We start from the raw sequence: 6,071 nt of genomic DNA, 5'->3' as shown, positions 1-6,071 counted from the left end.
CCGCGTCCAGGCGTCCGGCGGCGCGGGCGAGCATCCCGGCGGAGAGGTCGACGCCGAGCACGGTGTACCCGGCCTCGCGCAGGCAGCCGCCGACGATGCCGGTGCCGCAGGCGAGGTCGACGACGGTGCGGGTACGGCGCGGCAGCAGTCCCGCGAGGGCTTCGGCGGCGGCGCGGGCGCGCGGGAGTCCGCCGCGGCTCTCGTCGTAGTGGGCGGCCTCGTCGTCGTAGTCGAGCATCCTCAGCCCCGTACCCCGTGGGCGGCGGAGAGGTCCTCGACGCGGCGCGCGAGCTGGACGTCGAGCGCGGTGATCCGGCCGCCCGCGCTGTGCGTGTGGGTGGCCACCTCGACGGTGTTGTAGCCGAGGGTGAGGTCGGCGTGGTGGTCCATCTCCTCCTGGACGGAGGCGATGTGGAGCACGAAGGCGGCCGCGGCGAGGTGGCTGGGGAGGCGGTAGAGGCGGATGAGGCGGTCGTCCTCGCTGCTCCAGCCGGGCAGGGTGGCGAGGGCGGTGTCGATCTCGGCGGCGGGCAGCGGGGTGGCGGCGGGCAAGGCTGCTCCTCGGGAGGGATGTCCGGCCGGGGACGGGCCGGTTGATGCCAGCTCAGGTTACCGGCCGGTCCGCGCCCGCGGCCGGGCGGGCACGCGGGGCCGCGGGGTGACGCGGGGGCGCCAGGGGACGCGGGGCCGCCGGGGGACGCGGAGCCGCCGGGGCACGTGCGCTTGCCCGGAGTCCGGGTCAAGACTTTCTCTTGGTCTAGTCCAATCCATTGACGTGTTCGCTACACCGGCGGGAAAGTGAGGCGCCTCTTCACCCCCTGGGAGATCCCCATGAGACGTCTTCGTGCCCTCGTGTGCGGCGCCGCCGCCTCCGCGCTCGCCGCCGCCGGGCTCACCGCGCTGCTGCCCGCCTCGGCCTCCGGCGCCGAGAGCGCCACCCTGGACAAGCGGTGGTACGCCGCCGCGCCCTACCTCATGCCGCTCGACAACGACCCGCCCAGCGCCACCGCGATCATGGACGCCTCCGGACTCAAAGCGTTCCAGCTCGCGTTCATCCTCGCTCCCAACGGCGGCGGGTGCAGCCCGACCTGGGACGGCACCGCGCCCGTCTCCTCGGACACCGCCGTCGGCTCCGTCATCAGCGCGATCCGCGCCAAGGGCGGTGACGTCTCCGTCTCGATCGGCGGCTACGGCGGCACCAAGCTCGGCCAGGCCTGTTCCGACGCCGCCTCGACGGCCGCCGCGTACCAGCAGGTCATCACGAAGTACCAGCTCAAGGCGATCGACTTCGACCTGGAGGAGCCCGAGTACGAGAACACGGCGGCCATCGCGCGGGAGATCGGCGCGGCCAAGATCCTCCAGAAGAACAACCCGGGGCTGTACGTCTCGGTGACGACGGCCGGGACGGCCGACGGCACGGGCTGGTTCGGCAAGCAGATGCTGAACGAGGCGAAGGCGCAGGGCTTCACGCCGGACAACTTCTCGATCATGCCGTTCGACGGCGGCTTCAACGGCGCGGCCTCGCAGACCGCCGCGCTCACCGCCTTCAACGGCGTGCTCCGCTCGACCTTCGGGTGGAGCGAGGCGACCGCGTACGCGCACGAGGGCTTCTCCGGCATGAACGGCCGCAGCGACACGGGCGAGTACTTCAACCAGGCCGACTTCCAGACGGTCCTGGACTACACGACCGCGCACGGCATGGCCCGCTTCACCTTCTGGTCCCTCAACCGCGACCGGCAGTGCAGCCCCGCCGACAACGGCGGCAGGACCAGCGGCACGTGCAGCAGTGTGCCGCAGTCCGCGTGGGACTTCGCCAAGTTCTCCGTGAAGTTCGCGGGCGCGACCCCGCCCACGAACCCGCCGACCGACCCGACCGACCCGCCCACCGACCCCGGCACGGGCCAGTGCACGGCGGGCGCCTGGAGCGCGAGCGCGGTGTACGTCAAGGGCGACAAGGTCACCCAGGACGGGCACACGTGGGAGGCGAAGTGGTGGACGACGAACGAGAAGCCCGGCACGACGGGCGAGTGGGGCGCGTGGCAGGACGACGGGCCCTGCTGAACGGGGCCTGAGCGAGGCCGGGCGGACCCGGGCACGGAAGGCGGGGGCGACCACACGGCGTGTGGTCGCCCCCGCCCCTGTACGACGGTCCCGCCCCCTTCAGTGCTGATGGTGCGCGTGGACCACCGCGTGGCCCTTGCCCCGTCCGATCATCCAGCGGTTGACCGGTGTCGTGACGACGAAGGCGAGGGCGAGGGAGCCCGCGAGCGAGAGCCAGAACAGGACGTCGGCGAGGCCCGCGTCCATCGCGCCCGGCACCGCGACCATCGCCGTGTTGTCGATCAGCTCCATGACCGCGATCGAGACCGTGTCGGCGGCGAGCGCGACCTTGAAGGCGGCGCGCGGGCTCAGTCCGGCACGCAGCACGCCGCGCATCGTGAGCGCGTAGCCGAAGACGAAGGCGAGGACGATCGACAGGGCGACGGTCGCGCCGTTGTGGAGTCCGGCCGCCGTACCGATCACCATGCCGAGGATCTCGCCGATCGCGCAGCCGGTGAGGCAGTGCAGCGTGGCCTGCGCGGCCATGGACCAGGGCGCGCCGGACCAGCCGGCGGGGCCCTCGTGCGGGGCGTGCTGGCCTTCGTGCTCCATCGGGCTCCCCCTCCTCGTGCGTCGTCCGGGCGGCTTCCACAGGAGGGAACACCATACCCCCCTAGGGTATTCCCAGGGGGATACGGCAGGCGGTGCGCGGGTCAGTGCCGCACGGTCACCCGCGCCTCGGCGCGCACTCCCGAGACGGTCACCGCCAGCGTGACCGTGCCCGGGCGCAGGGCCGTGAGCCGTCCCGTCGCCGGGTCGTACGCGGCCGTGTCACGCGGTCCCGCCGTGCGGGCCGGGCCCAGGTGCAGGCCCCGCGACGCGGACCAGTCGGCGCTGACGGGCCAGCCGAGCGGAACCGTGCGCGTGCCCTGGGTGAGGCGCGCGGTGACGGTCGCGTCCGTGCCGGGCGTGAGGCTCGCGGGGGCGTCGAGCCGCAGGGTGTCGGTGTGCGGGCGGGTCTGGACGCCGAGCCAGCCCTCCGGGAGCGCGGCCCCGGGACGCGCCGCGCGATCGACGCCGAGGAGGCTCCAGCCGGTGAAGCCGCCCTCGTCGGCGGGCGTCGCGGGGTTCTTCCCCGAGTTGCCGTTGACCAGGTACGGGACCCCTTCGGCGTGCGAGGCGTCGAAGGTCCCGACGTGCCCGGCGACGTACGCGACGCCCTTGCCGCTCGTGCGCCGGAAGTCCGCGAGCCAGGACTCGACGAGCGCGGCCTCCTTGCGGTCGCCGAGCTGACTGCCCTTCTGCGGGGTCGGGTCGCGCGGCGGTACGTGCGCGACGACGACGACCGAGTCGACCGCGCGGTCCTTCGCCGCCGCGTCGAGTGCGGCGCGCAGGCGGCCGAGTTGCGCGAAGTCGGAGACGCGCAGTCCGAGCCCGGAGGTGTCGAGGGTCAGGAAGCGGGTGCCCTTGTGGTCGAAGGTCTGCTCCGCCGCGCCGAACTCCTTGGTGAAGTTGGCGATGGAGCCGCCCATCACCTCGTGGTTGCCGGGGACGTAGTGCCAGGGCACGGCGTCGCCCAGTTCCTCGTCGAGCATCCGGTGCGCGAAGGCCAGGTCCTCGGGTGAGCCCTCGTCGACGAGGTCCCCGTCGATGAGGAGGAAGTCGGGCTTCGCCGACTTGATCTCGCGCAGCGTGCGACGGGCCTGCACGGCGTTCTCGCCGTCGGGGTCCCGCGCGACGAACTGCGCGTCGGACATGACGGCGAACCGCCAGTCCTTGCCCTGGACGTCGCGGGCGGTCGTGATCAGCGGGTCGTGGGCGCGGGCGCTCGGGGGCAGGTCCACCTCGGGGGGCACCTGCGCGGTGAGGCCGTCGAGTTCGACCTGGCCCGTGTACTGCTTCGTCGCGTCGGTCTCGGCGAGGTAGAAGCGGAAGACGGAGACGGGGTACGCGACGGACTGCGGCACGGGGAAGGTCACCTTCTTCCAGCCGGTCCAGTCGACGTACGGGCCGCGCAGCAACTGGTCCGTCCCGGTCGCGTCCTTGAGGTGGAGGGTCGCCCAGGCGCCGTGCCCGTCGCCCTTGAGCCACAGCGTGAACGCCTGCGGCTGTCCGGGCACCGCGAGCGAGGCGGGCGGGCTCGCGTAGGCGGCGCGCGTCGCCGTCGACTGCGTGAAGTCGTACGTCATGCGCAGCCCGGTACCGTCGTGGCTGTCGGCGACGGCGGCGAGCGAGCCGGCGGCGCGGGCCTGGCTGAACGTCCAGTCGGCCGCGTCGTCGAAGCCGGTGAGGACCTGGTCCGTGAGCCCGGCGGAGACGGCGAGGGCCGTGGAGTGCCCGGCGACCGTCGCGGTGACCGTGCCCGCCGCGCCCTCCGTGCGCGCCTTGACGGTGAAGCCGTCGGCGTCGGCGGTGATCGTGAAGAGGCCGTGGTCGTAGGTGAGCCGGACGTCGGAGGGCTCGACGGGGGCGCTGTCGCCCTCGGCGTCGAGCCCGGTGACGCCGAAGCGTGCGCTCGCCGTGGCGTCGGGGAGCGAGAGGCGGCGGGTGCCGGTGTCGACGCGGTCGAGGGGGCCGAGGACGGTGAGCTTCGTGGTGCCCTTGGCGCCGCCCCTGCGGGCGGTGATCTCGGCGGTGCCCGGCGTGCGGGGCGCGGTGTAGCGGCCCTCGTGGTCGACGGTGCCCCCGCCGCGCACGGTCCACGCCGGGGTGCCCCGCGCGGGCCCGTACGTCTCGTCGTACCCCTCGGCGGTCAGCCGGCGGTGCAGCCCGGGGAAGACGCGGTCGGGGTGGCCGCCGGCGACGGGGTCGGCGGTCGGGGCGCCGAGCGGGTCCATCGCGGTGCTGACCCAGTAGCCCGCGAGGCGGCCCGAGCCGTCGGGCGCGGTGAGCACGAGGCCGTTGGGGACGGGGCGTTCGCTGCCGTCCGAGGGCTGGTTGCCGACCTGGAGGGTGTCGGTGCCGGGGGTCCGTGTCAGGAGCGTGGAGGAGCCGCCGCCGTCGAGGTTGACGGCGTTGTAGGCACCGGCCTTCTTCAGCATCAGGCCGAGTTCGGTGAGCGTGACGCCGCCGCTGTCGGCCTGGCGGCCGTCCACGGAGAGGACGTGCAGCGTGCGGCCGTCGCGGCTGAAGCCCACGGCGGTGCGGGGCGCCGCCGTGTTGTTGCCCTCGCCCGTGTGGTCGACGGGCTTGCCGTCCGTCACGAGGTACTCGTTGGCGCCGATGGCCTCGCGCGGTGTCGCGGAGCCGTCGCCCGTGCGCGGGTGGTAGCTCCAGCTCACGGGCGCGCCCTCGGGCAGCGCGCGCAGCGCTTCGGCGCCCTTGCCCGCGCCGACGAGCGCGGTGGCCCCGGCGGGCAGTCGGCCGCTGCCGGGCTTGTGGGCGGTGTCCGTCGTACGGCCGTCGACGACCGTCACCTCGGCGCTGTCGCCGGCGCTGTTCACGGTCAGGGCGCGGTCGGCCTCGCCCCACCCGGCCGTGTAGGCGCCGATGCCGTCGGCGGGGACATCGGCCGCGTTGAGCGCGGCGAGCGGGCGGTCACCCGAGGGGAGCGTCAGGGTGCCGTCGAAGTAGAGGTCGAGGACGCGGCCCGCCTGCGCGGCGTCGAAGCCGATGGCGTGGGTGTGGGACGGCTGCGGCGAGTTGAGGAGCGTACCGGCGTGCAGCCCGGAGCCCTCGGGGGCGCCCGTCTCGTTGATGTCGAAGAAGTCGCCGTTGAGCGCGGCGACCGTGCGCCGCCCCTTGCCCGGGTCGTGTTCCGCGGCGAGCGCGGAGACGGGCTCGCGCGAGGAGACGCCCTTCGCCGAGCTGAGGTACTGGGCGCGGACGGCGGTGCCGAGGTCGGCGGAGAGCTCGTGGACGCGCAGCCACTTGTCGCTCTCCAGGCGGTCGTACGAGGTGAGGGAGGCCCCCGGCGCGAGCGGGCGGCTCGTGCGGGCGGTCTCCAGGCCGTCGCCCTCGGGGTACGTGCGCGGGGCGGCCCGGTCCGTGGCGGTGAGCGTGCTGGCGGGGGGCGGGGCGGCGGGCCCGGC

Annotated in this window: 5 protein-coding genes; 1 reads left to right on the top strand and 4 read right to left on the bottom strand. The window is 74.3% G+C overall.

The window, feature by feature from the left end:
* Positions 1 to 238, bottom strand: a 238-nt coding sequence (locus G3I42_RS29905) for a class I SAM-dependent methyltransferase (RefSeq protein ID WP_164290880.1), incomplete at its 3' end; no start/stop codon positions are given.
* A 2-nt stretch (positions 239 to 240) separates the two neighbouring features.
* Complete coding sequence (locus tag G3I42_RS29900; RefSeq protein WP_164290879.1) at positions 241 to 552, bottom strand: 4a-hydroxytetrahydrobiopterin dehydratase; 312 nt, start codon at positions 550 to 552, stop codon at positions 241 to 243.
* 279 nt (positions 553 to 831) lie between these two features.
* Between G3I42_RS29900 and G3I42_RS29895 the strand changes: the two genes are divergently transcribed.
* On the top strand, positions 832 to 2,061 hold the full coding sequence (locus G3I42_RS29895) for a chitinase (protein WP_164290878.1): 1,230 nt from the start codon (positions 832 to 834) through the stop codon (positions 2,059 to 2,061).
* A gap of 99 nt (positions 2,062 to 2,160) precedes the next feature.
* On the opposite strand, the gene G3I42_RS29890 is transcribed toward G3I42_RS29895, so the two are convergent.
* Entirely contained in the window at positions 2,161 to 2,586 is a 426-nt protein-coding gene (locus G3I42_RS29890; RefSeq protein WP_239096774.1) for a DUF4396 domain-containing protein, read from the bottom strand.
* Between the two features lie 167 nt (positions 2,587 to 2,753).
* The coding region (locus tag G3I42_RS29885) for a phosphodiester glycosidase family protein (protein WP_164290876.1) at positions 2,754 to 6,071 on the bottom strand (3,318 nt) is incomplete at its 5' end.

Origin of the sequence: Streptomyces sp. SID11385 (assembly GCF_010548245.1) — a bacterium.
Taxonomy (GTDB): domain Bacteria; phylum Actinomycetota; class Actinomycetes; order Streptomycetales; family Streptomycetaceae; genus Streptomyces.
Note: the sequence above shows the minus strand (reverse complement) of the source record. Positions and strands in the feature narration are given on the sequence as shown.